This is a genomic window from Blautia sp. HCP3S3_H10_2 (assembly GCF_052122375.1).
Taxonomy (GTDB): Bacteria; Bacillota; Clostridia; order Lachnospirales; family Lachnospiraceae; genus Blautia_A.
The window spans coordinates 65,947-91,636 of sequence record NZ_JBQKCL010000004.1 but is presented as its reverse complement, the minus strand read 5'-3'; the positions used below and the strand labels follow the sequence as shown (position 1 = coordinate 91,636).

Sequence of the window (25,690 nt, the reverse complement as noted above, 5' to 3'; positions counted from 1 at the left end):
GTAAATTTTTTTTTAACTTCTTGTTTTTTATTATCCAGCCAGGGTCAAAGAGTTCTTTGGCCCTGACTAAAGGTAACAACTATACAGAAGCCTGTTTTTGATATTATTCTGCTAACAAAGCATCTACTTTTTCTGCAAGTTCATCCATTGCGTCCTTTGCAGTTTTTTCATCATTCATAACAGCACTTACAGCAGTTGCAAGTTCACTGTCTATCTCAGACCAACAAGCCACTGTAGGTCTGGATTCTGCTGATTTAATAGCTTCGATAAATGGTGCAAAATCTGCATTCTTTACAGTATCGCTTTCCAGAGTTGCTTTATTAACTGGAATCTGGCTGCATTTTGCCATTTCTTCCTGAGCAAATTCACCTGTCATAAACTTCATAAATTTCCATGCAGCATCTTTATTGGCTGTATTAAACATAGAAATATCTTCACCGCCAAGAACAGAGTGAGAACCGCCTTCACCTTCTGGCATTGGAGCAGTTGCATATTCAAAGTCTGGATATGAGCCTTCCATTTCAGAAATTTTCCAAGGACCATCCATAATCATCGCATATCTTCCGGTTCCAAAACCATCTGTCATTGGAATATCTCCGCTGTTCCAGCCAGTGATTGCCCCTTCTTTATACAAATCAGCAAGAGTCTGTATTGCATTCACCGTTGCTTCACTATTTAAGTATCCGGTTGCCTGCGTCTGATCTTCATTCGTTATGGAACCACCCATGCTCCAGATAAACGGGCACAAATTCCAACCGGCTAACGCGGGTTCGTCATATCCCCAGATCTGCTGTCCATTTTCATTTTCACCAGACATTTTTTTGCAATCTTCTATAAATTCATCCATTGTAGTTGGTGCAGAAATTCCCGCATCTTCAAATGCCTTTACATTATAGAAAAGAATTTTCGTGTTTGTATTTAATGCAAGACCATAAGTATCCTGACCAATCTGTGCAGTGCTCATTGCACTTTCCAATAAACTGTCTGCGACTTCCTGATAATCATCCATTTCCTGATTTAAAGGTACTAAAATTCCCATTTTTTCAAATTCAGGAACCCAGGCACTATCTAAACGTGCTACATCAGGAAGAGTCTCAGATTTTGCGCTGATCAAAATTTTATCATGAAGATCTGCCCATTCGTGAGAAACTGCATTTACTTTAATATCTGGATTTTCCTTTTCAAACTCGGGTATTAATACGTTATTTAATGTTTCATTTTCGGCAGATTGTTCGCTATAGTGGTGCCAGAAATTAATAGTAACTTCTTCTGCATAGCAAGGGATTGCACACAATGCGGTTGCGCATGCTGCTGTTGATAAAATTGCTAATAACTTATTGCTTTTTCTCATTTTCTGTTCCTCCTATTTTTAAAACTATAGCATCAAAAGTTGTCAAGGATATTCTCATTTTGCCCTGGCAAAAAATCATATCTTGGTTTAGATAGGCTTCGTTTGCCAGAGGTTCTGCCTGATAAATTTTTCCAGTCAAAAGATCCTCATATTTAGCAATCTTTAAAACTGGTAACATGACTTCCCGCTCTTCTTCTGCTCCATTAAGCAGAACATAAATCTGTTGATTTTTAAACTGACAAACATATCCATATACCATTTTTTCGCAAATCAGTGGAATAACGTTTCCTTTTCTCAGACAGGAATTCATTTTCCTGATACAAATTACCTTTTTATAAAAATTTAGTAATTCGGTATCTTGTTTTATAGGATCCCACTCCATACATTTTCTGCAATCTGGATCATTGTCCCCATTTAACCCAATCTCGTCTCCATAGTAAATACTCGGTGAACCAGGAAAACACAACTGGAATAATACGGCCAATTTTAATTTTTTAATATCACCTTTGCAATTCCATAAAAATCTTTCCGTATCGTGGGTATCTAGTGGCTGAAAGAGTACTTCCCTTATTTCTTCTGGATAATGAGAACGCATTTGGCAAATTCTATGGTTAAACATTTTTGCATCAATGCATCCCTTGGCAAGAAAATCTCTTACACTATCCCTAAAAGTATAGTTCATAATACTGTCTACAGATTTTTCATCCAATAATGAAAAACCGTCTCCCCATGTTTCTCCTAGAAGAAGGCAATTTGGATACATAGATTTAATCTTGTATCTAGTTGCTGCCCATAAGGAAGGATCAATTTCATCCGCTACATCTAAACGCCATCCATCTATATGATATTCTTTTAACCAAAACATCATTACGTTAAGAATATAAGACTGTACATCTGGGTTTGCGGTGTTTAACTTGGGCATAAACCCGTAGTTTCCTACACATTCGTATACAGCATTTGTTTCGGAAATCACTACAGGAAATTTTTTTATATAAAACCAATTGCAATATTGCGATAATTCCTGCTTTTCAAGCACATCTTGAAATGCTGAAAAATGGACACCACAGTGATTAAACACTCCATCCAGAATGATTTTTATTCCATATTTATGGCATTTTATAACCAATTCGTTAAATTTTTCTTTGGTTCCAAAAGAAGGATCAATCTCAAAATAATTGGTTGTTGCGTACTTATGATTGAAATCTCCTTTGAATATAGGGTTCAGGTAAAGACACTCAACTCCAAGCTCTTTTAAGTATTCAAGATTTTTAATAATTCCTTCTAAATCACCGCCCATGTAATTTTCCCGGTTAGGAACAGTTCCCCATTTCTGACATTCTGTTGGATTGATAGTGGAATCTCCATTTGCAAAACGCTCTGGAAAGATTTGGTAATAAATAATTCCCTTTGCCCATTCCGGAACACTTAGAATATTTGTATCGTTTGCGTAGAGAAACTCGAAAAAACCATCGCCAGGTTCTGATTTACTGATTTCCCATGCGTTCAGAAAACACACTTTTCCGTTTTTGTCAGTCAGTTTAAAATAGTATTTTAAATATTTTAAAGTATCTTTTGTAACAACTCTGGTTGTAAAATGATCTCTTACACCATCTCTTATGACACGTTCCATAAGGTAATGATTGATTTTCTCAGGCGTTGTTCTTGAAAAAATCAATAATTCGCAAGTTTTGATATCGCCTGCAGCGGTGTGTATCGTTACTACCAATTCTTTTCTGCTGGCAAGATACACATCTGGATAGCCTGCATGATGTTGTACTGCCGGTATGTTCATATTCGCTCCAATCTTACATTGGTTTTGATATCTGCAAGACTTTTATTCTTTCTGCGTTGAAATCCTTGCAATTAACTCAATAGGAATCAGATTTTCTTTCTGCAAAAAATTCTGATCTCTTATTTTGTTTATCAAAACCTCCGCAGCCATTTCCCCTAGCTTATAGGTATCAATATCCACTACCGTAAGTGGCGGATCCATATACTCAGCAAAAGGATAATTATCAAAAGTTACAATTCCAATTTCTGTCGGTACGCACTTTCCGATTCTTTTTAATGCTCGCAGAACATGAAAAGCAATTACATTATTAGAGCATAAGAATGCATCTATGTTGTCATGCTCTACAGATTGTATAATTTTCTTTTCCAGTTCTTTGTCATTTTCTTTCTTAAGGATAATGTGGGTATCTTTTTGTCCCAGAGCATTTTCATAGCCCTGGATTCTTCTTTTGGTAAACATTGCTTCGAGATTATCTGCTACATAAGCTATTTTTTTGTATCCAGATTTTTTTAAATGTTCTACCGCCTTTATGCTTCCCATTAAATTGTCCATATCTACCCAATTCATTGATTCCTTTTTCTCTGATGTTTCTCCCATCACCACCCATGGGATTTTTTCATTTTTTAGTGCGGTCAAAATGTTTTGATTTAAGTTTGAAGCAGTAAGAATTAATCCATCAACCTTATGACCAAAAATAAGATCGCAGGCAGGAGAACTTTTTTCTTCTACATCATTTGTAATCAAAAGGCTATATCCATTTCTCTGTGCTACTTTTTCCATTGCGTAGACACTTCGTGTAAAAAAGGTATTGGCAAATGCATTTTCATTATCGGCATCTACGATCAATCCTATTGTAAGCGATTTTCCCTTAGCAAGGTTTCTTGCAAGGCTGTTTGGATGATAATTCAGCTCTTTCATTGCCTGATAGACTTTATTCTTCATTTCGTCTGAAATCGGTGCTGTTCCGTTAATTACTCTTGATACTGTAGATTGAGAAACTCCCACTTTTTTGGCTATATCGTTTAATGTTGCTCCCATCTGCTTCCTCCTGTAAGACTATTTTAATGATTTTTAATGGTTATACGGCATTACCAAGTATCATTATTATACCCTTATAAGCGGTTTTATGCAAGCGGTTGCATTATGTGGCAAAAAAATTTTTCTATATTTTCCTCCTTTCATTTTCATTAATGCAAGCGCTTGCATTAACTATGCTTTATTAATACCACCTATTGTGACAAATGTCAATTCAATTTTTAAAATTATTGATAATTTGTGCATTATCAATAAAATAGAGCCAGTTACTTTGTTACTTCTTTTTATTGAACTGCTCATAGATCCGTATTAATCTTCTGTTTAAAAGTATTATTACTTTAATATTTTCCGAATCTGTCTTTCTGTTGCAATAGGATAAATCTCGCGCATATGCTGTACGATCTGTTTCCAGGAATCCTGTGGATCATCCTGATAGCGGGACGCAATGTGATCGTATCCGTAAATGTGCTCTGGGGAAGAATATACGGCCACATCCCAGCCATATTCTTTCCCATTTTTATTTACACGTTTTCGAAAATCACAGTTGCAGAGGTAAGTCTGCATCATAAGACTGGTAACTGCTCCGTCAAATCCCTTTTCACCATCTTTGCCAAAACCGGCTTGTACTTTTAACAGATTGGAGAAAATCTCTGAATCCTGATTTTCTTCCATGAAAAAATCCATGATCTTTTTATGTTTGTACGGGGCTTTTTCATCCTCGAACAAAGCATCAAAATCATATCCGTCCCTGCGATAGTTTGCAAATACAGGAAACCATTTTCTGGAGATAAATCCAGCCTTTTTCGCAAAAAATTTACCATAAATGATGTCATGTTTTCTTGCAATAATTGCCCGCCACATCCATGGATCTTTTTCTGGATCATCACTCCACCAAAATTCCGGAACAGTTCTTTCTTCCAAAGAAAAGCCCGGAATATCATTTTTGAAAAGTGGCAGAAATCCAACTTCATTGATATATGCAATTGCTTCGTCTACTGTATGAATACATTCTGGATCATCCCATTCGACACCATAGATGATCCATTCACCTGATACGTTTCCCATAAATTTCTCCTATATAGAATATCTGTTCGAACTTTAATTGCTGCATAATTATGTCTTTGGTAATAAAAGGTCACGTTGCATTCCGAACGTTCATTATAATCCGACCAAGATCATATTAAGAACTTATTTTTTTAAATGATAAAAAGGTGCATAAAACAGTTACGTCTTATACACCTTTACTATAAAATCTTATGTTACACAAGTGTCTGTCCCATTGCCGATGCAATTTCCTTTAACTTATCGATGGCATAGCCTGTATATTTTGAAATCTTATCGGCAGGTTCCTTTTCCTCGATCATCATTTGGGCCAGGGACATTTTTTCTTTTTCAACTCCCTGTTTCATTCCTTGCTCAATTCCCTGGTCTACAAGAGCTCTACTTAGATTACACATGTCTCTCACCTCACTTTCAAATTCTTCTGTCATGGCAATATCAAAATCTTCATGTAACCGCTTCTTTTTCTCTTCTGGTGTGGCTGACGTTGAAAACAGGACATTTAGCAGATCAAGAATCTCCAGCTCGCTCTCTTTATCTGCATCTCCAAGATTTACGATAACCACTTCCATCAGATCATAGCTTTGAGGATCTGTATAGGACTTTCCAAGTATTGTATCCTGAATTGTGTGATATTTGAAAATACCATTTTTACGTTTTTTAGCTGGGTCTGGACAGATCCAGATGGAATAAGCTTTCTGAATCTTTTCGTAATGTTCATCTGTAAATACGGTTCCATACTGTTCTGATATCATCCTTGCACAATAATAAAAACCTCTGGTTACAAGTGGATATCCTGGAGTATCATTCAACTGGATTTCCAGATTGATAATAAGCTGTATAGGTTCAATGTTTCCAGGAAGATAGGCTTTAAAACGGATGTCATAATATACAGTTTGATCTTTGACGGCGTTCGCTTCTGAATTCAAACCTTCGATTCTTTCGTCTCCGTTTAGCTTCTCATCACGGTCCAGCTGATCCTGGTGGACAGCACGTTTAGAAATTTCCACATCATCTTTCAGGCAGTTATCACAAATAAATTTCACGCTATATTGAGAAAATTCTTTTGTACAGGATTTCAAGATCCATGCTATGATTGCCTTGTAAGTCAATATTTTTTTCGCACATTCATCATATTTCGCACGGTCTGATATAAGGTCAATGGTCTGTGCCAGATTTGTCTGACGTACTATAATACCCACCTCCTGTATAATTGGTTAACTGATAACATTCTTTAATTTTATATTACCATAAAGAAAAAATGGGAGCAATATATTTTTATATAAGTTTATGCCACATACAGTTAAATAAACCATGTAACACAATATGTCATTCCATAACACTATAAGGAAAATACCAGCAATAGCCGTCTGGAAAGCGAACTGTAACTACAATAAGTATTATTAGATAACTGACAGATTGCATAAAAACCTGTCTTTTACAGAAATATCAAATTTTGTCATATTTTTGATTGGAATTAAAAGCATGGATTTCTGAAGTGTAATTAGAAAACAGACGGCAAAAATGCCCTGAAATTGAAAAGAAATATGCTTTGTATCTATCTTAGCATTCTTCCTTTTCATTTTCAAGGCATTCTAAAAATTTAATTTTATTTTTATAAGTATTTGATTTTATGGACATTCCTGAAACGTATTCAAAAAAATCGTTTCAACAATCAGACACTGGTACAGCCTGTCCTTACTCCCCTATTTCATATATTGTAAAAAACATACTCTCATAATTATCCCCCTCTTCAACAGCCATATATTTAAAATCATCAGATGCCTCTACTATATAACCAAGAAAACACCTTTCTCTCTCCAGTAGAGTATTTCCATGCCAGTCTATTACACAAAAATTTCCATCTTCGTCTGTTGTCTCCCAAACCCTACCATCTGAATCTCGCTGGGATGAACGGACTAAAGATGCATAATCTGTCATCCCTGTGGTTTTTGTCCCATCTGCTGCCACTAAAGTGTAGGTTCCATCCTTTTCCCGATAGGAAAATCCGAGACTTGAATACACTTTGACGCCTTCATTTTCCCCGTCAGCCTCTGGATAATTTGCAGAATAGATGGTGGGTTCTACCGTCACTGTACCGTCTTTTCTTACATAGCCACATTTTCCATCTTTTTCAACATAAAAGTAACCCAGATTGTCTCCACCATGGCTAAAGTCATACTCGTAACCCAGATTGTCTCCACCATAGATAAAGTCATACTCCATTGGTATAATCAGATTGTTTTCTTTATCCACCACTCCGCATACATACGGTTCTTCTGCGGATTTAGTAACACAGACATAATCAGATTTGTCATATCCACTTGCTACCTTATACCCTTGTTCTCGCAATGTTCGGATTCTTTCAAAGGTTCCATCTACTTTTAATAGCACTTCTATCTCTTCGGATACCTCCTCCGGATTTCCTATACACAGACTCTCCAGGGCCGCCTTCAATTCATACATGGTTGTATTCCCTGTAGCTACAATATTAAAATCCAGGTCATATGCAGAAAGTTCTTTTTTCCCTTCATTTTCTATATAAAAATACGCACCATTACTATTTCCAAGTTTCTGCTCGCTTGTCAAGGCTGCTGAAATACACTGATCTCCATTTATGCTATAAAGCGTAGCCGTATCATAATCATAATTATAATTGTACCTATTTTGGGCTTCATCCTCAAAGCTTCCTCCCTTAAAACCAATCATCCAATATTCATTACTTACATTTACATAGTCATATTCAAATGGAACGATTACCTCTCCATTTGTTGACAGGATTCCCCATAATGACGTATCCGTTTTCTTGGCAATTACTTTGTCACCGTACATATGCATTTCAGAATATTTCAGGCCTGTAATTGTGGTTCCATCCATATTTACCAGTTCATAATTATCATAAGAACCTAATAACAAGGGGTTCGGATTGCCTATACCAAGTACATACCCTGCTGAAGTTTCGAATTCTGACAGTTTCGTAAGCGTCAAATCTCCTGTAAAAATCTCATCTCCAGATTCTGCATCCGAGTTACCTTCACTTGCATCCAGCCCTTTTATGGTAGTAACTTCTGTCTTCAATTTATACTGTGCTTTCAGTGACACGTTTTCTTTTGGCATGGAAAAGGTGAGTTCTGCGGATTTCTGGTCTTCTTCGGATAGTTCTATTCCATCTGTAAGCCATCTGGAAAACTCCACATTTTCCTCGTTTGGCGCGTCTGCCACTACTGTTACGTGGTTTCCTTTGTGGTAAATACCGCCATTGTCTCCTTTTTCTGTGCCATTTTCTACGGTCACTTCGTAGGTTTTGGAATACTCCATTCCATAGTGTACTGCGAACCCACCAATTCCAAGGGCAAGAACCAGACCTGCTACCAGAACCATTTTCTTTTTCTTGCCGGTACCGGCTGGGGATGAGTTTTCTGATTTTGAAACTGTGTCTTTGCAGGCGCCTTTCGAAATTGTTTCATTAGCCTTGCCACGTCCTGTCTCCTGCGAACCATTTTCCTGCATTTTGGGACTCACCGGCATATCCGGAATTTCCCGCGTGGTCCGTCCCAGCTTCTGCAGCACATTATACAGCTCATGCATAGACTCATACCGGTTCTCCGGCAGATACTCGCAGGCTTTTAAAATAACAGCCTGAAATTCCCGGCTTCCATTTGCAGGAGCTGGCAATGGAGTTCCTTGTATACGCTTCATCAGGGCTGTTTCCCGGTCACTGAAGCTGATTTTCTGGTCTACAGGCGGGTAAAAAGGCAGACGATTGTTGTTCATCAGGCGGTAAAGTACGATTCCCAGGGAATAAATGTCAATCTGGTCATTGTACGTTTTTCCAAGGTATACCTCCGGTGCCATGTAGCTCTCGGTTCCCTTTTTGGAAAGGCCGCCTGTAGTCTTTTCGATAGTTCGGGCTATGCCGAAATCTCCCAGCTTGAAGCGCCCCATCTGGTCTACGAAAATGTTTTCCGGTTTTACATCACGATGCACCAGGCCACTGTCTGTGGCATAGGCCAGGGCACTGCTGATCTCACAGCCCAGGCGCAGGGCAGTTGGCTCATCCATGGGGTGATTCAGCAGCCATTTGGAAAGGGGCGTGAGCAGCTCCATTTTGATCAGAATGTCCCAGCCCACTTCCACCTCATGTTCCATCACACAGTGATCCTCATAACCCACAATATTGGGATGGTCCTTCAAAGAGATCATAATTTTGATCTCCCTTAAAATTTCATCTACAAACTCCCGAAAATACTGTGTCACAGACACTTCATCCATTCCCTCACTCATCACTTCATGTACATCGGACATGGATTTGGGAATGCGGATCACCTTCAGCGCTGCTTTGGCAGAAATCGTGTGATCGTTCTTTTCGATTTCATAAACCCTTCCTGTGGCGCCTTCGCCCAGTTCTCTGGTGATGATCCAATCGTTAAAGACAGAATCTCCTATTGTATAATTCATATGTTTCCCCTCCACTATCATTTCCGGAAATTATATTGGTCTGTTTAACACAAATGGATCATATGGCTCTTCTGGGTTCCCCCAAAACAAAATTTTTCTATTTTTTGATAACATTAAATATTGTGTATCTATTCCATCTGTATCCTTATAAACCACATTTCCATGCCAGTCAATCAGGCTCTCACTGCCGTCATCATTAGTTATCTTCCATAAGGAAATATCTGTATAAGTCCAACCGTGAGTTATCTCTAACATCTGTGGTTCTTTTGTAAATCCAGATGTAATTGTTCCATCTGCCGCTACCAACGTATACGTACCATCTGCTTCTGTATAGACAAATCCCAGTTCCGCAACTGACACTACCTGCTCGCCAACATAATCAGGTTCAAAAAAAGGGAAAATATATGTATCTGGCTCTACTGTTACTTGGCCATCTTTTCTTATAAAGCCAGCTTTTCGATCCTTTACTACCATAATATAATCTGAATAAAAACCATTTGTATCGTTTAGCCCTAAACCAGAAAATCTATTGTCATACTCTATAGGAACAATTAATTCACCGTTTTTATCTGCTACCCCCCATTGTGACGAGCCATTTCCTGTTAAAGATCTGACCTCAACATAATCTGTAAATCCATCATTAAATTCTCCAGGAGCATATCCATTCTCTATCATCGTTTTCCATCGTGTTAACACAGAACTTTTTGACATCACCCTTGCGGCATTTTCTGTGATTTTATAGTTCCCTTCGCTGTTTTCTCTGTCATTTTCATCATAGCCGGATAGCAATCCTGTCATCTCTTCTTCGTCAACGGCATCCACAATATTAAAATCTTTATCATATAGAATAAATTTTTTTGTTTTTAGATTCAGCATGAACAGTTCATCTTCATCAAATCCACCCTTTTTTCCCAGCTCGTCTTCTGAAAATACTGCTGACGTACAAGTATCTCCATCAATATTATAAACTGTAAAGTTACCTGATCCTCTGGCCACGATCCACGATCCATCTACATTGATTCCTTCATGTTCAAATGGAATTACTACCTCCCCATTCATTGACAATACACCCCATAATTCTGTATCCATGTCTTGTGCCACTATCCAGCCGTCATCAACCTCCATCCACCTATACGCCTCTTCTGTAAGTGGTCCCCTGTTCACATCCACCAGTTGGTAGCCTTCACTTCCACATCCGATATATGTGGTAGCTATACACGGCTCTATTATTTGATATCCCTGCCAGACATCAGAAGGATTTTCAGCCGGAGTAAGCGCAATATCCCCACTAATAACCTTATCCTCATCTTCTCCCATATAATTAATACCGCTTACATCTGCCCCTTTTATGGTGGTGACTTCTGTTTTTAATTTATACTGTGCTTTCAGGGACACATTTTCTTTTGGCATGGTAAAAGTAAGTTCTGCGGTTTTCTGATCTTCTTCGGATAAATCAATTCCTTCTGCAATCCATCTGGAAAACTCTACATTTTCTTCTTCTGGTGCGTCTGCCACTACGGTAACGTGGCTCCATCTATGGTGGGTACCGTCACTATCGCCTTTTTCGGAGCCGCTTTCTATGGTCACTTCATAAGTTTTGGAGTATTCCATTCCGTAAAAAACGGCTGCACCGCCAATTCCAGCCGCAAGAAGTAAACCTGCTGCTGTCAGGGCGATTCTCTTTCCCTTTCCAGCGCCGGATGTAGTGTGCTTATTTGAGGTGGCAATCGCAGCCGGTTGGTTTTCTGCAACGTAAGACTTGTTTCCCGTACCCTGCATTCCGGAGTTCTTCTGCCAGGTAGCTTCGCTTCCATTTGCTGCCCCAGCCCCAGTCTTTGATCCGGTCAGATTCGCCCCATCCCCAGACTCTGAACCCGTCAGATTCCTGGTCAGGCTCATACCGCTTCGCTCCCCGGCCTGCGGGCTCCATTCTGGCATCTTGGGAATCTCTCTCGGCGTCTTTCCCAGCTTCTGCAGCACATTGTACACCTCATGCATGGACTCATACCGGTTCTCCGGCAGGTATTCACAAGCCTTCAAAATAATTTCCTGGAACTCCCTGCTTCCATTTGCCGGAGCTGGGATAGGTATTCCCTGCATCCGCTTTGACAGCGCATTTTCCCTGTCTGTGAAGCTGATTTTTTCCGGAAACGGAGGATAAAAAGGCAGACGATTGTTATTCATCAGGCGATAAAGCACGATGCCAAGAGAATAAATATCAATCTGCTCATTGTAGTTTTTTCCAAGATACACCTCTGGCGCCATGTAGCTTTCTGTTCCCTTTTTGGAAAGGCCGCCTGTGGTCTTTTCGATGGTCCGGGCAATGCCGAAATCCCCCAGCTTAAACCGTCCCATGTGATCCACAAAAATATTTTCCAGCTTTACATCCCGGTGAACCAGACCACTGTCCATTGCATACGCCAGCGCACTGCTGATCTCGCAGCCAAGGCGGAGCACCGTCTCCTCATCCAAAGGATGGTTATACTGCCAGTCTGCCAGCGGGGTAAGCAGCTCCATCTTTATCAGAATGTCCCAGCCTACACCATCCCCATGGGAAAGGACACAGTGGTCCTCATATGCCACAATATTGGGATGATCCTTCAAAGAGACCATGATCCGGATCTCCCGGAGGATTTCGTCTACAAACTCACGAAAATACTGGGTTACGGACACTTCATCCATTCCCTCATTCATCACTGTCCGCACGTCTGAAGCAGACTTTGGGATGCGGATGATCTTCAGGGCAGCTTTTGCCGAAACCATCGCATCGTTTTTCTTTATCTCAAATACCTTGCCTGTAGCGCCCTCCCCGATTTCTCTGGTGATCACCCAGTCATTAAATACTGAATTGCCAATTCTATACTCCATACGCTCTCTGCCCCCTACACGTTTCTTATAAATTCCAGGGTCTCTTCCATATCGTCATCTTCCATCTGGTAAAGCTGCATCCACTTTTCGCAGTACTCCACGCCCTGTTTCATCCACCAGGCAGTTTCCTCCAGAACCTGTCCTTTTACTTCAAAATAGGCAGCAAACAGACTGTAATAAACTGCATAAAAATAGCGGACATCCTCGGTATTCTCTGCCAGCTTGTCCATCACCGCTATACAGATATTCTTCGCTGCCTTGTAATTTCCCTCACTGATTGCCAGAAGCACTGCGGCGATCATGGCGTCCAGATCCTGATAGCTCCCTGCCAGAATGCCAATGCTCTTCCGGGATTCCTCATATCTTTTCAGTTTCCCCAGAAGCTCAACTCTGGTGCGAAGAGTCAGCACCGGAAGTACTTCCATAAAACGTCCATCCTCTTTTAGCAAAGCCAGAACTTCCTCCGGTTCCTTTGTCAGCCGCCACAATTCCAGAACATCTCCCAGATAAACGGCCTTTCCATCGAATTTCTCCCGAGTCTTTTTCAGGACTGCCCCACATATCTCATACTGTTTCTGGGCTTTTCCGATCTCATACTGCAGATGATATCCCTCATAATCCTCCGGAAACTCCTGGAGCAGCTGAGCGGCATTCTTTTTTACCCGCAGATACTGCCCTTTTTTCAGATAAAAAATTGCCTGGGCTGTAAGACAAGCCCAGCGCTCCACCTTTTCCCCGGCCTTTTGCACTGCCTTTTTATAACTGGCTTCTGCCTCCTGCATTTCTCCAAGGTTTTCCTGAACACCGGCCAGGTTCATCCACAGCCCGCAGTGATCTATCCCCAGCTCCTTTGCTCTCTGGAAAAAGATCTCTGCCAGCTCATAATTTAACTCATACAGGCACAAAACACCCATATAATAATTGGCATTGTTATTTTTCGGATCCTCTTCCAGAACCTCTTTCAGAACCTGAGCCGCCTGAGTATATTCTCTTTGCCCTATCAGCAGCACTGCTTCCACTGTTTTTCCCGCTGTATCCATTGTGTCCCCTTTTCTATCGTCAACTTCCTGATACGCCAAAGCCACTTTTGATATCCAGCATATCTTTAACTTCCTGCAAAAATCATATGATCCACCTTACAGCTATCCCAGAAGTCATCCCAGGAAACTCCCGCATTGGAAAGAAAATCATCCACATTTTTATTTCCGGTGCTAACATTAGGATCACTGTTCAACTGATTTTGATAAATGGTTTTGCCAAGGTCGCTTCCCTTGTCTGCCAGCTTTTTCAGCTTCTCCACATTAGATTTGGCTTTCCACCCTGTCAGTTCACTTACATTGGTTTCCAGGCCAGTGTACAGTGTTCCCATCAACTGCTCGCTCAAATCTGTAGGATTGTCTGCATCCATAAGCCCTGTGGCAAATTCATAAACCGTTTTCGCATTTCCTGCCATCTGTGACCACTGCGCTGTTTTTTTGTAGGTTTGCCTGTATTTTCGCAAAAGACCTGCCGAAGTTTTCACAGTGCCATCTTTTCCCATGATGTCTTTATAAAATCCATAGGTCTTATTGGCATTTGCCTTGCTGGTGTCAAGATCCTTGATATCGGAAACATCTATTCCAAAGATCGTAAAGGATTTTCCATTTTTCGCTGCTGCACTGGCTGCCTTTCCTGCGCCTTCTGCAGCTTTTTTTCCACCTTCCTGGAACAGATTTCCGATTTTTCCGGCTGCATCTTTCACATCCGTTATCATACCTTCCACCGCTGAAACGGTCTTATATCCGGTATTTAAGGTATCCAGACTATGAGCTGCCGTGCTTAAAGTCTTGTACAGTTTGCTGTCCGGACTGTCTGGGTACGCCTGTACCATTTTGTCAAAATAATCGGTGAGGCTGTCCTGTCCGCTGTAAAAACTGGCCTCTTCATAAGCAGAATCTGCTGCCTTTTCCAGGCCAAGCAAGGAACAGCCCATTCCCAGACCGCTAAGGGCCAGGGTGGATACTGCCTCCCCTGCGGAAAAAGTATCGTTGATCAGATCCCAGCCGGAGGATGTCAGTTCTGTAACAAAACCAGCGGGGCCTTTGGTCACCAGCCCTTTGATTCCCTTTGCCGGCATGGCGATAATGTTTGCCGCACCGGATACAATGGCAGAACCCAGCTGCTTTGCCGAATTTTTCGCCATCAGAGCCATGGCATCTTTTTGCTCTTTTTCTTTATATTCTGTCAGAACTTCATGGTTGCCCTTCAGTTCTGTCTCCAATTCCTTACTCAGCGCCTTTACCTGTGCTGCCGGCATAGAGGAAAAGCCGGTGCCGATTCCCTCTGCCAGGGTTCTCATATGCTTCGCAGAAGTCTCCAGACTGCTGGCAATGGTTTGTATGGGCTGACACATCTCTGCTTCCACCCCATAAACTGCGTTAAAAATCGTCTCAATATCGCTTTTTTTATAATTCGCCATATCCAGCACATAGCTCTGGTAGGTCTCTATATTACTCATATCGTCTTTGATACTGATGATGCCCAGAAGCTTTCCGCCGTTTAACACCAGATCCCCGATAAAGTCTGTGACTACGCACCATTCCTTATCCTTGATCTCATCAATCTGACTGCAAAGCCTTTCTTTTACCTCATCTGAGAAATCTCTTTCCATCTTTCATCCCTCACTTCTGGCTACTGCCCATTGCCTGCGCCTGTTCGGTATCCGATTCGTCGTAAACACCAGCTGCTTTTCTGGAAAAATTCAGTGTATTGGTCATCAAAAGCTCCAATGCGCTCCAGCATTCCTGTATTTTATCACAGGTTTCCTCCAAGGCATCCTTCATGTCCCCGCATCCATTGGCAGTATCGGGACGCCTGGACAGACTGTGACCCTTCACTGTGCCGATAAGCTTTTGAAGGGCATCACACTGCCGCTTTACTTCCTCTGTATCTACCTCAAATTTTGTTCCCATTTGCTCCCTCTGTATTCTCTAATACAAATCCCGGTCTGCGTCATCTATCTTATCTTTATACGTGCTGCAATACATTTTGGTCTGTCTTGCAAGCTCCGTCAGTTCACTTCCACTTCGTAAAACACTGATGCTTTCCGCAAAGGCTTCAAGGGCTTTTGCGGTACTTCCCTGTTTGATCCCGCTAAGGTTCATGGCAAGTACGATTTTCTGAAATTCCCGGAGATCCTTCTCCATATTATTAAGGGACTGGGAAATAAAGCTGCTCATTTTATCAATATAATCATCGTCTACTATCAGTTTCACTGCTCTTCTCTCCCCTTCCTCTATTCTTCTGTTCCAGTTTCTGTATTCTGTGCTGCTGCTGCAGCCTCCTCTTCCATCTGTCTTCTTTTCTCACTTTCCAGCCTGTCAATCTCATTGTAACAGGTCTGTATCCGGTTGTTCAGTTCCCAGATCCCATTTTCATTTTCGTCTGTTTTGTTGCTGCATTTTTCTGTTGCAGAGGCCAAGGCCGACATTGCAAGGCTGAATTTCTCCCCGTTTACGGCATTTTCCAGCTCACTGAAGCATCCGCCTCTGCCATGAAGGACTTCCTGTCTGGTTATGGCAAGTTTGCCCACTATGGAAGTTACCTGCATGCGGATCTGGTTCTGGCACTCATTGATCTGACTTGTATATTCCCGAAGACTGGACTGCTGTTCCTGAATGCTGTTTATCTGGCTTTCATATTCCCGGATCAGCTCTCTTTGTCTGTTGATTGCAGAATCATATGCTTCTGTTCCCATTTTTCCTGTCCCTTCTTTCGATTCACTGGTAAATGCCCCGGCCATGGCTGCCATGGCCGGAACCCTCCAGCCGGTGCTGTTTTTCAGCCTCCTGTTACACTGCCTGCTGTGGCATTGTCCTCTTCCATACGGTTGTTCATGTAGGTTGTAAGGAATTCAGAAATACTTAACAGCGCTTCCTGTGCTTTTTCAAGAGCTACCTTGTACTCGCTGTCATATCTTTCGATAAAAGCAGTTGCAGTCTGGTTTTTGAAACCTCCCTGCAATGCATCATTGGTTCCTGCCAGAGCCTGAAGTACTGCTCCCAGTGCCTCTGCCTGCTGGCTGTAGGACTGTGCGGAAGCCTCCACTACTTCATAATCAATATAGTTCTCTGCCATCTGTTTCACCTCCCTGAGATTTTATTTTCTGCGGCCAGAAGCATATTTTCCCAGTGCCCTCCCACCGCATATTTATATCTTAAGTCCGAAGACTTTTGATACCTATTGCTCCAGCACTCTCAGCCTTATCACCTCGCTGCCGCGAAGCCAGAATGCATCCCCTGTTTCCAGAGGCTTTTTATTGCTCTTTTGCTGCAGAAGCGGAATATCCACAACCTTGATCTGGTTCAGTTCTTCAAACAGTAGCAGCTGTCTGCGATCTTTCAGCTGTTTCAACGGCTCCGGTGCGTTAAACGGCACGGACGCATTTTCCAGATTCGTATACAGGATCAGAAGCCTGGCATCTTTTCCCTTTGCCTGGATTTCTTTATAAAGTGCCAGAAGCACCTTGTCTGCTCCCATAGCAGGGATGGCTCCCCGGTTCTGGATCACCAGGACGTAAGGCGGCTCTTTTTCCATCCAGCCCATTCCCTCAGATGCGATTCTCTCCAGCCGCTCTTCCAGCTGGATCTTCAGATCATCCAGCAGCTCGGAAAGTTCTTCTGTCTTTTTGCTGTAAAGCTCCGTCTGCTCCTGTTCCTTCCACTCTTCCAGAGTTCCCGGCGTATCGTCCACAATGTAAAGTCTGGCACCGATGCGGCAAAGCTCTTTCAGCAACGTTTTTACAAAGCGTGTCCTGCCAAGCTCGTCCTTTCCTGCAATTCCCAGAAGCTCCTGTGATGCAAAGGACAGACTCACAGGCTGTACATTTGCATATTCTACGCCAAGGTACAGCTGATCTCCATCGGATGTGCTGTGGAATCTCTTTTCCAGCACTTCCCTGGTGACTTTCTTTGGTACCACCTGAATGGTCTTTGCATGCTGGTCCGGATAACGTGCATTCATTTCCTCTACAAAGCCCAGGATATGTTTCACACGCTGGATCTCCTTTTCCCCCTCAAATGCCAGATAGGTCTGTGCCTCATAAACCTTCTTATCCAGCTCCATCAGACATCGTCCCGGCAGATTCTCCGGCTGCATACGGAAGCAGTTCAGCATAGAGCTGTATTCCCCACTGTCATTGCAGTACAAAGCGATACGGCAGCCAAAATTAGCCAGATATTTGTAACCGATTCCGGTTGTCTGGGCATTTGCGATCACAAAGGAGATACCAAGTGCAAGTCCCTCTCTGCACAGCGGCAGAAGGAAATCGTTTTCTATCAGATACAGCTCCTTCATAGCCGTAAGATTGTCAATAAATACCACGATCTGCGGTATATCCGAAAGTCCAGTTTCCAAATATGAGCTGTAAGAGCTTACCCCTGCCTTTGCCAGCTTTTCCTTTCGGAGCTGTACTTCCTGATTCAGCAGCTTAAACAAGTTCCGCAGCTTCTCATCCTCAGTGGAGCAGACTACGCCGCCCACATGGTGCAGCTCTTCAAAGTTCCGAAATACCATGGTTCCAAAATCAAGAAGATACAGCTGCAGCTCTGTCGGTGAATATTTCTCTGTAAGCCCCTTTAACAAAGCCTGCAAAAGATTGGTCTTTCCATACTGTGCAGAACCGATGATCATGGTATTAGCTGCTGTCACATTGATGTGGAATTTGCCCTGATACTGGGTAGACGGATCGTCGTAAATTCCCACAGGTGCAGTAAGGCCGCCGGTAAGGTCGGTCTCTCTTTCCAGGGTTTCTCCCACAATGCGCTCCAAAAGAGGCGGCAGGCAGATAAATGGCAGCCGCTTCAGGCCGGTCCTTTCACAGAAGCCGGAAATATAGGATACCACGCTGGCAAGCTGTGTCTCGCCCTGCCCATCCTGTGTCTTACCTTTTTCTTTATATATGGTAGTTCTCTTTCCGGACAGGCTGACTTTTGAAATGGAAAAGCCCTTATGAGCACTGCCTGGATCTGCATTTGCAGATGCGCCGCTGTATGCAGACTGGAAAAGCTCAAAGATCTCATTATTCCCCACCTGCAGATAGGCCCGTCCCGGCTCCCTGATCTCTGCTGCCAGAGGAGTCTTGATCACTTCGTTACTATCTGCCTGGGTCTGCACCTTCAGGCACAGCTTAAATCTGGAGTTGGACCAGATCTGAGGATCTACCACACCGCTTGGCTTCTGGGTTGCCAGGATCAGATGTACACCAAGGCTTCGTCCGATACGGGCTGCACTGACCAGCTCTTTCATAAAGTCCGGTTGCTCTTTTTTCAGTTCTGCAAACTCGTCTACGATAATGATCAGATGTGGAAGTGGCGTCTTGGCACTTCCCTGACGGTATAATTTAATATATGCATCAATATGATTGACTTCGTACTCTGCAAAAAGCTCCTGTCTTTTCTTCAATTCTGCGCGGATAGAGCTTAAAGAACGGTCAATCTCTTTTCCATCAATGTTGGTAATAGCACCCATGAGATGGGGCAGGCTCCGGAACTGGTTTACCATACCGCCGCCCTTAAAGTCGATGATCACAAAGGCCACCTCGTAGGGATGATACAAAAGAGCCATGGAAAGGATATAGCTCTGAAGGATCTCACTTTTTCCGGAGCCTGTGGTTCCGGCTACCAGGCCATGAGGGCCATGTGCTTTCTCATGAAGATCCAGGTAAACCGTTTCCTGCTTGGCATTGACCCCAAGGGGCGCTGCCAGAGTCTTGTAAACCTGCGCAGAACTCCAGTTTACCGCCAGGTTCACATCCTTTGGAGCGTAAATATGAAGAAGCTCAAAGAAGGTGATATTTTTCACCAGGCTGCTTTCCAGATTGATTTCCTCCTCATACACAGGTGCCAGCTTGTATACCGCTTTTTCCATTTCCCGGTCTGCCAGGGAATAAATGGAAAACTGCTCCTGGCGTGTACCGTCCTCCACATCGATTTTGCAGCCGGTATAATCGTCCTGGAGCATCACCACTTTTTCACAGCCATTTGGCAGCATTTCCTCAAATTCCCGGAAAAACAGGAAGGTAATCCCTTTTTCTTTTGCCCTATCCACCATCTGGAACAGCGGATGCTTCTGGATTTCCCCGTCGTCATATACAAATACCAATAACCTGGGATTCCGGTGGTTTTTATCTCTTAAGGAAAGCTCTTTGTAAAGATATTCGTACAGGGTATTGCGGCTTTCCGTATCACAGAGGATATTTCTTCTGTGCATACCGTGATTCTGGATATGGGGCAGGAAACGAAGCCAGCCAAATTTCTCCTTCTCTTCCTCTGCAATGCAGCACATCATCTGTACTTCCTCGCTGGAATGCCGCACTGCCAGATCCAGGATCATGATCTTCAGCATGTTGTAAAGCTGAAAACGTTTTCCCACGATTCCGGCCATCCCCACATCCTTCAGGGAAAGAGGGATGGGGATCTCTTCAATCTTTTCAAATTCCCTGGAGATCTGCTCCGGCATCTGCATCAGGCTGTCAGGCATTTCCACTCGCTCCTGCTGCCGGTAATCTACAGGCCTTGCAGAGTCCTTGATTCCATTTCCCAGATAGATTTCCAGGAAATCCGCATCCTGTGGAGTACGCTCAAAAAGCTCTTTTCCAAAGTCCGCTACCAGCTGCAGGTCTTTTTCCACAGAGTAATAGCGGTTTTTCAGAAATTCTGCCTCTTCCGCTCTCTTTTCCTGGATTTCCGTGCGTTTCTTTTCTATATACTGGTTATAAACGTCGATTCTGTTCTGAACTTTTTTCTTGTATTCTTTTTTGTCATTGATAATGTTTGCAACAGAAGTGGCAATTCCCACACCCATACTTCCAATGCTGAGGATCATCATAGATGCCCCGCCGGTGGAGATCACACTTCGCAGCACAACGGTCACGCCAAGCATGGCAACTGCCGGAAATAGCTGCATTACAATATTTCCCCGAGGCTCCTGTATCTCTGCCGGAGGATCTAAAACTGTGATCTTGTCTGTATTTTCCACCATACGGATCCTGGTTCCCCGGTTAAATTTCGGATATTCATTGTGTCCGGTGCTGTCCGGAAAGTCCTGGAAATTCAGCCCTGAAATATGAATATGGTCTGCACTGTCCAGATATACCTTGCCCTCTTTTACGCAAAACTCATATGGGCCTACCGAGATAAAGTCCATATTTTCCAGCTTCTGTTTTCCATTTACCAGCCTTCCGTTCAAGAATACGTTATCACTGGAATTTTCCACAAAAAGCCACATCCCATTCATGGACTGCTGTATAGCGATCTGAGTCCTGCCGGTCTTCTGATCCAGCAGCTGCAGATGACATTCCGCAGTTCCTCCAATCTGAATGGCATTGTTTCCCTGAAGGGGCAGCACCCTGTCAAATGCCTTTCCCTTATTTTCATAATTTTCTGTAAGACAGATATTCACAGCAGTCTTTCCGGAGGTGCGAAAAAGGATCTTCCGCTTTCCTCCAGGCTTCAGGTCCAGCTCTGACCATCTTTGATTTTCGCTGTCCAGAATGCAGATATTATTCCCACAGGATACTTTCCAGCCATCCTTATTGTAGGATATGGTAAACAGAAATGGCTCCGGGAAATCCTCTTCCCGAAAACGCACATCTGCGGAAAGTCCTGTTCCCACTGTCACGGTCTTCTGTTTTTTGGATATCAGCACTTCTTTATATATTCTTCTGGAACTGATCTCCAGTTTAAATTCTGCTGTTGTATTCTCTTCTTTTCCCATCCGGTTTCTCCGATTCTCTTAATGATTCCAAACCCACATTTCCGTACCATCCCGAAGTCCGAATTCTTCAAGGGTCCGGGCTCCCCGCACCAGTCTTTTGGGGCGGTCGGTCTTCAGATAATAGTCTGTTACTTCCCCGTCCAGTGTCAGCGAATATATCTGGGAAAGTGCTTCAATCAGTTCACTTGCCGTGATGTGAAGCGGAATTTCCAGATCTTCCGTAAGGCGGCTGTCCGGTATGTGCATAATGATCACTGCTGTATCTTTCATTTCCCCTCCTGTAGCGATGTGTTGTTCAAAAGTACTTTCTTTTTCTGCAAAAATCCTAATCCTTTATCTATATTGTCTAATATTTCTTTTATATTACCATAAAGAAAAAATGGGAACAATATAAATTTACATAAGTTTATGTATCAAATGTTCTGGTATACTCTCTGGGTTTGCATTAAAAAACATTTGCCTGTCATAATCTTATCTTCTTTTATCCAAAAATATTTTCGCCAATATAAAAATAGTCAAATTTTGACATACTCAAAAACATTTCAATGTCATAATGAAGGGGACAAAACATAACAAAAAACAGCATATAATTGCTTGAAAAAATGCTTTAAAATATGGTCAAAAAAGGGCTTTGGTCACCGTATCGTTTAATGTTATCTGGTACCAAATAACACGAGGCAACATGAAAATTTCGTACTAAAAAGCAATGAATTTTGTGTTATTGAGTCCCTTTTAAGCTTAAATAACACAAAATAATACAAAATGATACAGATAAAAAGGTAGGAAATAACATCAAATAGTACTAAGTGATTTTAAAAGGTAGTAGGTAAAAAATCGTGTCCTAGACATCCGGGAAGCAGAATGTTTTCGCCCTTTTTTATTCCATTTTCTTCCGCATAGGAAATCATACTTAACATATCATACGCCTCTTTCTGGCGAATTTGATTCTCAGAATCCTTCATTTCAAACATCCTCTCACCTGGAAGATACATCTGTTTTCCAATTATGAAATGATTTTAACATTATTATTTGTGAATAACAAGTGACAAAAGGTGTATGAAAGCCTTCGCCTCATACACCTTTTTTTATACAGTTGTTGTAATATGTTGTGAACTTTTTTGTATCATGTGCAGTACCGAAATGCCTTATCCGTGAGAATCCTGGCAAAAATCAGCCCAAGAGGCAGGGCGATAATGATCAGAAGCGCCGCTGCAAACCAGGATGCGGATACGGACAGGGACATGATTCCCAGGTTATAAAATCCCCTGTACAGGTAAAGCCCTGGCACCATTATGACAATGGACGGGACGGTTACGGAAATTCTTGGATATCCCACTTTGTTTTTCAAGAGGGATGCCAGAAGCCCGGATGCCAGCGCACCGATAAAAGCTGCTGCAGCCGGTGGTAAAGATGCAAGATCTACCAGTTCCAGACGAAGGGTATTACAGATCGCACCAAGCACTGCAGCAGAACATGCCAGTTTCACAGGGCTGTTAAACATGATGGAGAAACCAAACACTCCGAAAAAGCTGGCAATCAGCCGCAGCAGGATCCACATTGCTACGGGCATATGAAGCGGGATAAAATCCACTGGCTGCAAATGCAGAACCATTGCCATGATCCAGGCGGACATGGCTGCTACCAGAACGATGATCAGTGCATAAGTAAGACGTTCCATACCGGAACGCATATCCAGCTTGGCCAGGTCGATACCGCTTGTGATGAAAGGAAATCCGGGGATGATGAAAAGCATGGCGCAGATATATCCTGCTTCATGCTGAATGGAGATACCAAACAGGATTTCCCCAAGCTTTAGTAGTCCGGCATAGACAAAACAAGCCAGGGAAACAGAGGAAACAATTCCCAGAAACAGCGTATAATGATGGCTGGTCAGCTTGCACCTGAGATAATTTCCAAGTCCTGCTCCGATAAAAGCACAGAGCATCTCCACTGGCCCGCCTCCAAGAAGAAAGGTAAAGCCGCTGCATGCAACGGCTGCGGCAAGTCCAAGGGCTGCGGGGGAATACAACCCATGTATCCGCTCAATATTATCCAGGTAGTTGTGCAATTCCTCACCGGACATATTTTTCCCTTCAGCCTCAAAGTTACGGATGAAGTGCTCCAGACGGTTCAGCTTGGAAGTGTTAACTCCCGTATTGGTAAGACACAGAGACTGGGTAAAACCATTTTCCCCATCGTAACAGGTATATTCAATAGACATTAGTCCGATATCTGCGGTACAGGTAATTCCCATGGCCTCCGCCAGCGTATTCATGGAGCTTCGTACTCTCCAGGCGCCTGTTCCACAGGATAAAAACATGATCCCTACGCGGCCGATGATAGAAGCTTTTTCAGTAATGCTGGCATTAATAACTGGTGTATTTTCTCCGTTCGTATCGGTATATTCATGCCATTCCACATCCATATGATTTTTCTTAACGACTTCTGGCTGCATTCTGTCCACTTCCTTCCAAAATGCTTTTTAAAGCTTCAGACTGTCATTTCCAGCCTGTTCCATCATCCGTTCCCGGCAGGCAAGCACGATTCCGTCAATTTTTTCCAGATGCTGGAGCATTTTTTTCTCAAATGCATGGATGGGAAGAAGCACGCCAAGCTCATCAAAAGGTTTGGATGGATCCGCTTTTTTCACTCCGGTCTCCTGCCCATAGAATACAATTGCAGTCGGGGCGGCCTGCTGGATTTCCTGAAAAGTGTTCCATACCACGGCATAAGCCTGTGCTTCCGTAAGGTTCAGGCGGCAGGTATCAGGAAGGGCATACAGAACCAGGATTCCCCGCTGTCGTTCTTCTTTTCGCTCCGCAATGGCAAGCCCTTCGGTATAGGAGCGGACAAGATTGTACCCATCTGCAAGGTACAACGCAGAACGGGGAACACAGGAATGCCTTTCACAGGTCATATGGAAATCGTATTTTTCAGTTCCCTGGCAGCGGCGCCCATTGGATGCTGGCTGTCATAGACCAGACAGATATATCGCTCTGGAATTTCTTCTACAAGTGGAATCTGGACAATTTCCCTTTTCAACAGCGCTTCTTTTGCCATGGGCTGTGGTAAAAAGGCAAGGCCAAGTTCACTTTTGACAAGAGGCAGAATCTGATCCGCCGTTCTTCTCGATGGGACAAAAATCCTTACAGCCATCTTCTTTTAATGGTTCAGATAAAAGAAAAATAAAATACAGCCAATCATTATCATCGTATAAAAAAATTCCGGAAAAAGCTTTTGCCTTTTGAGGATTTTTCCCTACAGACCGTAGCCGGACAGAAGTGAGAATGTCTGCACAGACCTCTCCTAAAATGGAAATATATTTCAGGGTAATATCCAACGTAAAAATGAACAAAGAGGGAATGTGAAAGACTTGCAGGCTTCCGGTAAGTTTATTCCAGGAGGTTCCAGCCGATAAAATACCAATCAGTGTGACAGATACATAGACCCTGGATGTAATATTTACAAGGGTCTGTGGATTTCCCATAAATACGGAAGGCAGAAGAAGGAATATCGAAAGCAGAAGTGCTGTCCCTACAACTGCCGAGAGAATATAGGCAGTTGTAGGGACATAAAAATTCTATTCATTTCTGTTTTCTTTTATGAAAAATTTATGTAATACTTTTCACCAGCTCCACCCATTTGTCAGGGTAACATACAAGAAGTTCTTCATGCTGTAAATCCTGTTCATGCAGGATTGGATGTGCAAAGTGTTGTTTATAGCGAGAGCGATATTGCTCACCCATTTTTAAAGCATAGAAAATGTGAATTTCAGTTTCTTCTACATCAATATGATCTGGCATAGGTGTTATAAGATCAGAATAAAACTGGTTTTTACAGCCTTGCTTCGTGATATATGGCCGTGCACCGCCAAACATTTCCATAAAGGCCTTGCCATACTCGCCTCTTTTTTCTACGCGTTTCTGCAAAAAACGAAATGGCATTTTGCCATCACGGATCACAGGGTAGATCAATGGAAGTAACAAAGTGGTCTGAAGTTTCGCGGTAAAAGGTGATGCCTGGTCCAGATCCGAACTTCCCAGAATGCCATAATCAATATGTATTTTCTTTCGTGCCACCAGCAATCCTACAAAAGAGCCTCCCAGGGAACATCCATAAGCAGCATGGATATGTCCGCTGAAATGTTCTATGATATAGTTCTCGATTTTTTCTGTTTCTTCAAGCATTGTTGTAAACTCTGTTTTTTCCGTTTCATCGAAACCATCATAGCTTACACAAATCACGTGATAGGTATCAGAAAGTGATGGGATTACTTTTTCAAAATTGCTCTTCCAGTGACAACAGGTACCAGGTAATAACATGAACACTGGTGCATTTATATTTCCAAATGAATAGAACTTCATTTTGTATTT

21 protein-coding genes are annotated in these 25,690 nt (G+C 42.5%); all 21 read right to left on the bottom strand.

Annotated elements, in window-relative coordinates; genetic code table 11:
• Positions 1–103: 103 nt before the first annotated feature.
• Entirely contained in the window at positions 104–1,351 is a 1,248-nt protein-coding gene (locus ACTQWB_RS05270; RefSeq protein ID WP_441500819.1) for an extracellular solute-binding protein, read from the bottom strand.
• On the bottom strand, positions 1,335–3,143 hold the full coding sequence (locus tag ACTQWB_RS05265) for a glycoside hydrolase family 13 protein (RefSeq protein WP_441500820.1): 1,809 nt from the start codon (positions 3,141–3,143) through the stop codon (positions 1,335–1,337). Before ACTQWB_RS05265 ends, ACTQWB_RS05270 begins: the two co-directional genes overlap by 17 nt.
• A 42-nt stretch (positions 3,144–3,185) precedes the next feature.
• Positions 3,186–4,181: a LacI family DNA-binding transcriptional regulator gene (locus ACTQWB_RS05260; protein WP_441500821.1), complete on the bottom strand. Its 996-nt coding sequence runs from the start codon at positions 4,179–4,181 to the stop codon at positions 3,186–3,188.
• Between the two features lie 330 nt (positions 4,182–4,511).
• Positions 4,512–5,243, bottom strand: a complete 732-nt coding sequence (locus ACTQWB_RS05255; RefSeq protein WP_441500822.1) for an AlkZ-related protein — start codon at positions 5,241–5,243, stop codon at positions 4,512–4,514.
• Between the two features lie 194 nt (positions 5,244–5,437).
• Positions 5,438–6,439, bottom strand: coding sequence for a PD-(D/E)XK nuclease family transposase (locus ACTQWB_RS05250; RefSeq protein WP_441514602.1), 1,002 nt, complete (start codon positions 6,437–6,439; stop codon positions 5,438–5,440).
• Between the two features lie 496 nt (positions 6,440–6,935).
• Positions 6,936–9,695 (bottom strand): protein kinase domain-containing protein, encoded by a 2,760-nt coding sequence (locus ACTQWB_RS05245; protein WP_441500824.1) that lies wholly within the window; start codon positions 9,693–9,695, stop codon positions 6,936–6,938.
• A gap of 30 nt (positions 9,696–9,725) precedes the next feature.
• The gene (locus tag ACTQWB_RS05240; protein WP_441500825.1) at positions 9,726–12,563 is read right to left on the bottom strand and encodes a protein kinase domain-containing protein; all 2,838 of its coding nucleotides are present in this window, start codon (positions 12,561–12,563) and stop codon (positions 9,726–9,728) included.
• A 14-nt stretch (positions 12,564–12,577) separates the two neighbouring features.
• Positions 12,578–13,603, bottom strand: coding sequence for a tetratricopeptide repeat protein (locus ACTQWB_RS05235; protein ID WP_441500826.1), 1,026 nt, complete (start codon positions 13,601–13,603; stop codon positions 12,578–12,580).
• A gap of 65 nt (positions 13,604–13,668) precedes the next feature.
• On the bottom strand, positions 13,669–15,213 hold the full coding sequence (locus tag ACTQWB_RS05230; protein ID WP_441500827.1) for a hypothetical protein: 1,545 nt from the start codon (positions 15,211–15,213) through the stop codon (positions 13,669–13,671).
• Between the two features lie 10 nt (positions 15,214–15,223).
• A complete protein-coding gene (locus ACTQWB_RS05225) occupies positions 15,224–15,514 on the bottom strand; it encodes a hypothetical protein (RefSeq protein WP_441500828.1) in 291 nt (96 codons plus the stop codon).
• A gap of 18 nt (positions 15,515–15,532) precedes the next feature.
• Positions 15,533–15,817, bottom strand: a complete 285-nt coding sequence (locus ACTQWB_RS05220; protein ID WP_441500829.1) for a hypothetical protein — start codon at positions 15,815–15,817, stop codon at positions 15,533–15,535.
• A gap of 20 nt (positions 15,818–15,837) precedes the next feature.
• Positions 15,838–16,353: a hypothetical protein gene (locus ACTQWB_RS05215; protein WP_441500830.1), complete on the bottom strand. Its 516-nt coding sequence runs from the start codon at positions 16,351–16,353 to the stop codon at positions 15,838–15,840.
• 29 nt (positions 16,354–16,382) lie between these two features.
• The gene (locus ACTQWB_RS05210; protein ID WP_441500831.1) at positions 16,383–16,679 is read right to left on the bottom strand and encodes a WXG100 family type VII secretion target; all 297 of its coding nucleotides are present in this window, start codon (positions 16,677–16,679) and stop codon (positions 16,383–16,385) included.
• A gap of 102 nt (positions 16,680–16,781) precedes the next feature.
• The gene (gene essC / locus ACTQWB_RS05205; protein WP_441500832.1) at positions 16,782–21,317 is read right to left on the bottom strand and encodes a type VII secretion protein EssC; all 4,536 of its coding nucleotides are present in this window, start codon (positions 21,315–21,317) and stop codon (positions 16,782–16,784) included.
• A gap of 18 nt (positions 21,318–21,335) precedes the next feature.
• A complete protein-coding gene (locus tag ACTQWB_RS05200) occupies positions 21,336–21,587 on the bottom strand; it encodes an EsaB/YukD family protein (protein WP_441500833.1) in 252 nt (83 codons plus the stop codon).
• Positions 21,588–22,129: 542 nt separating this feature from the next.
• Positions 22,130–22,279: a hypothetical protein gene (locus tag ACTQWB_RS05195; RefSeq protein WP_441500834.1), complete on the bottom strand. Its 150-nt coding sequence runs from the start codon at positions 22,277–22,279 to the stop codon at positions 22,130–22,132.
• Positions 22,280–22,440: 161 nt separating this feature from the next.
• Complete coding sequence (locus ACTQWB_RS05190; protein WP_441500835.1) at positions 22,441–23,772, bottom strand: threonine/serine ThrE exporter family protein; 1,332 nt, start codon at positions 23,770–23,772, stop codon at positions 22,441–22,443.
• A 27-nt stretch (positions 23,773–23,799) separates the two neighbouring features.
• On the bottom strand, positions 23,800–24,234 hold the full coding sequence (locus tag ACTQWB_RS05185; protein WP_441500836.1) for a DUF4866 family protein: 435 nt from the start codon (positions 24,232–24,234) through the stop codon (positions 23,800–23,802).
• A complete protein-coding gene (locus ACTQWB_RS05180; RefSeq protein WP_441500837.1) occupies positions 24,231–24,473 on the bottom strand; it encodes a LysR substrate-binding domain-containing protein in 243 nt (80 codons plus the stop codon). Before ACTQWB_RS05180 ends, ACTQWB_RS05185 begins: the two co-directional genes overlap by 4 nt.
• The gene (locus tag ACTQWB_RS05175; protein WP_441500838.1) at positions 24,406–24,804 is read right to left on the bottom strand and encodes a CbiQ family ECF transporter T component; all 399 of its coding nucleotides are present in this window, start codon (positions 24,802–24,804) and stop codon (positions 24,406–24,408) included. The genes ACTQWB_RS05180 and ACTQWB_RS05175 overlap by 68 nt, the downstream gene beginning before the upstream one ends.
• A 124-nt stretch (positions 24,805–24,928) precedes the next feature.
• On the bottom strand, positions 24,929–25,681 hold the full coding sequence (locus ACTQWB_RS05170) for an alpha/beta fold hydrolase (protein WP_441500839.1): 753 nt from the start codon (positions 25,679–25,681) through the stop codon (positions 24,929–24,931).
• Between the last annotated feature and the right edge of the window lie 9 nt (positions 25,682–25,690).

What these genes read in the sequence shown, in the direction of transcription:
- ACTQWB_RS05245 (WP_441500824.1), bottom strand. Translation starts at nt 9,695, where the DNA reads ATGAATTATACAATAGGAGATTCTGTCTTTAACGATTGGATCATCACC.
- ACTQWB_RS05240 (WP_441500825.1), bottom strand. Translation starts at nt 12,563, where the DNA reads ATGGAGTATAGAATTGGCAATTCAGTATTTAATGACTGGGTGATCACC.
- ACTQWB_RS05265 (WP_441500820.1), bottom strand. Translation starts at nt 3,143, where the DNA reads ATGAACATACCGGCAGTACAACATCATGCAGGCTATCCAGATGTGTAT.
- ACTQWB_RS05185 (WP_441500836.1), bottom strand. Translation starts at nt 24,234, where the DNA reads ATGACCTGTGAAAGGCATTCCTGTGTTCCCCGTTCTGCGTTGTACCTT.
- ACTQWB_RS05230 (WP_441500827.1), bottom strand. Translation starts at nt 15,213, where the DNA reads ATGGAAAGAGATTTCTCAGATGAGGTAAAAGAAAGGCTTTGCAGTCAG.
- ACTQWB_RS05225 (WP_441500828.1), bottom strand. Translation starts at nt 15,514, where the DNA reads ATGGGAACAAAATTTGAGGTAGATACAGAGGAAGTAAAGCGGCAGTGT.
- ACTQWB_RS05180 (WP_441500837.1), bottom strand. Translation starts at nt 24,473, where the DNA reads ATGGCTGTAAGGATTTTTGTCCCATCGAGAAGAACGGCGGATCAGATT.
- ACTQWB_RS05210 (WP_441500831.1), bottom strand. Translation starts at nt 16,679, where the DNA reads ATGGCAGAGAACTATATTGATTATGAAGTAGTGGAGGCTTCCGCACAG.
- ACTQWB_RS05270 (WP_441500819.1), bottom strand. Translation starts at nt 1,351, where the DNA reads ATGAGAAAAAGCAATAAGTTATTAGCAATTTTATCAACAGCAGCATGC.
- ACTQWB_RS05195 (WP_441500834.1), bottom strand. Translation starts at nt 22,279, where the DNA reads ATGAAGGATTCTGAGAATCAAATTCGCCAGAAAGAGGCGTATGATATG.
- ACTQWB_RS05260 (WP_441500821.1), bottom strand. Translation starts at nt 4,181, where the DNA reads ATGGGAGCAACATTAAACGATATAGCCAAAAAAGTGGGAGTTTCTCAA.
- ACTQWB_RS05255 (WP_441500822.1), bottom strand. Translation starts at nt 5,243, where the DNA reads ATGGGAAACGTATCAGGTGAATGGATCATCTATGGTGTCGAATGGGAT.
- ACTQWB_RS05190 (WP_441500835.1), bottom strand. Translation starts at nt 23,772, where the DNA reads ATGCAGCCAGAAGTCGTTAAGAAAAATCATATGGATGTGGAATGGCAT.
- ACTQWB_RS05200 (WP_441500833.1), bottom strand. Translation starts at nt 21,587, where the DNA reads ATGAAAGATACAGCAGTGATCATTATGCACATACCGGACAGCCGCCTT.
- ACTQWB_RS05170 (WP_441500839.1), bottom strand. Translation starts at nt 25,681, where the DNA reads ATGAAGTTCTATTCATTTGGAAATATAAATGCACCAGTGTTCATGTTA.
- ACTQWB_RS05215 (WP_441500830.1), bottom strand. Translation starts at nt 16,353, where the DNA reads ATGGCAGCCATGGCCGGGGCATTTACCAGTGAATCGAAAGAAGGGACA.
- essC (WP_441500832.1), bottom strand. Translation starts at nt 21,317, where the DNA reads ATGGGAAAAGAAGAGAATACAACAGCAGAATTTAAACTGGAGATCAGT.
- ACTQWB_RS05235 (WP_441500826.1), bottom strand. Translation starts at nt 13,603, where the DNA reads ATGGATACAGCGGGAAAAACAGTGGAAGCAGTGCTGCTGATAGGGCAA.
- ACTQWB_RS05175 (WP_441500838.1), bottom strand. Translation starts at nt 24,804, where the DNA reads ATGGGAAATCCACAGACCCTTGTAAATATTACATCCAGGGTCTATGTA.